1 protein-coding gene is annotated in these 628 nt (G+C 50.6%); it reads right to left on the bottom strand.

Translation table 11 applies throughout. The annotated features are described in order from the left end of the window. Positions 1-272: 272 nt before the first annotated feature. Positions 273-628 (bottom strand): aminotransferase class I/II-fold pyridoxal phosphate-dependent enzyme (locus B3M90_RS14480; protein WP_290784746.1); only part of this gene is annotated, 356 nt, incomplete at its 5' end.

A 628-nucleotide genomic window follows, 5' to 3' on the forward strand; every position in this document is an offset into this window, starting at 1 on the left:
TCGTTTTTAAGGTGACACTCTGATCGGTATGAATCGTCGCATCATATTGGATGCGAATACAACCCCCAAGGAGCAGCGTCAGCATCAAAAATGAGAGCAAAATCCCTTTCTTCTTCGTACTCATCAGGTCACATCCTTTCCTCATCTGTTATTCCCTATCTCGCAAAAGTAAAAACGGTCGACGTTGATTCTTTCGTCATGACGCACTTCAGGCAGCGGATCGCTGATCCGCTGCCTGAAAGTATGCGGACCTGGTTCGTCCGTGATCGATATCAACCGATCAAGTTTAATTCACGACCGACTTTTTCGAAAGCTGCAAGAGCCGTCGTTAAATCTTCACGCGTATGTTCCGCCGTCACGATCGTCCGGACACGTGCTTTTCCTTTTGCGACCGTCGGGAAGGCGATGCCTTGAGCGAAGACACCTTCTTGACGGAGGCGATCCGACAATTCATGGCAACGTGCTTCATCCCCGACGATGACCGGTGTGATCGGCGTCGTCGACGTGCCGATGTCGAATCCAAGATCCCGGAGTCCTTGTTTGAAGAATTCCGTGTTTTCCCACAGACGTTCGAAAAGTACCGTTTCTTCTTCCATGACGCGGAGTGCTTCCCGGTTCGCTTCGACGA

Origin of the sequence: Exiguobacterium sp. UBA6309 (assembly GCF_002439205.1) — a bacterium.
GTDB lineage: Bacteria > Bacillota > Bacilli > Exiguobacteriales > Exiguobacteriaceae > Exiguobacterium_A.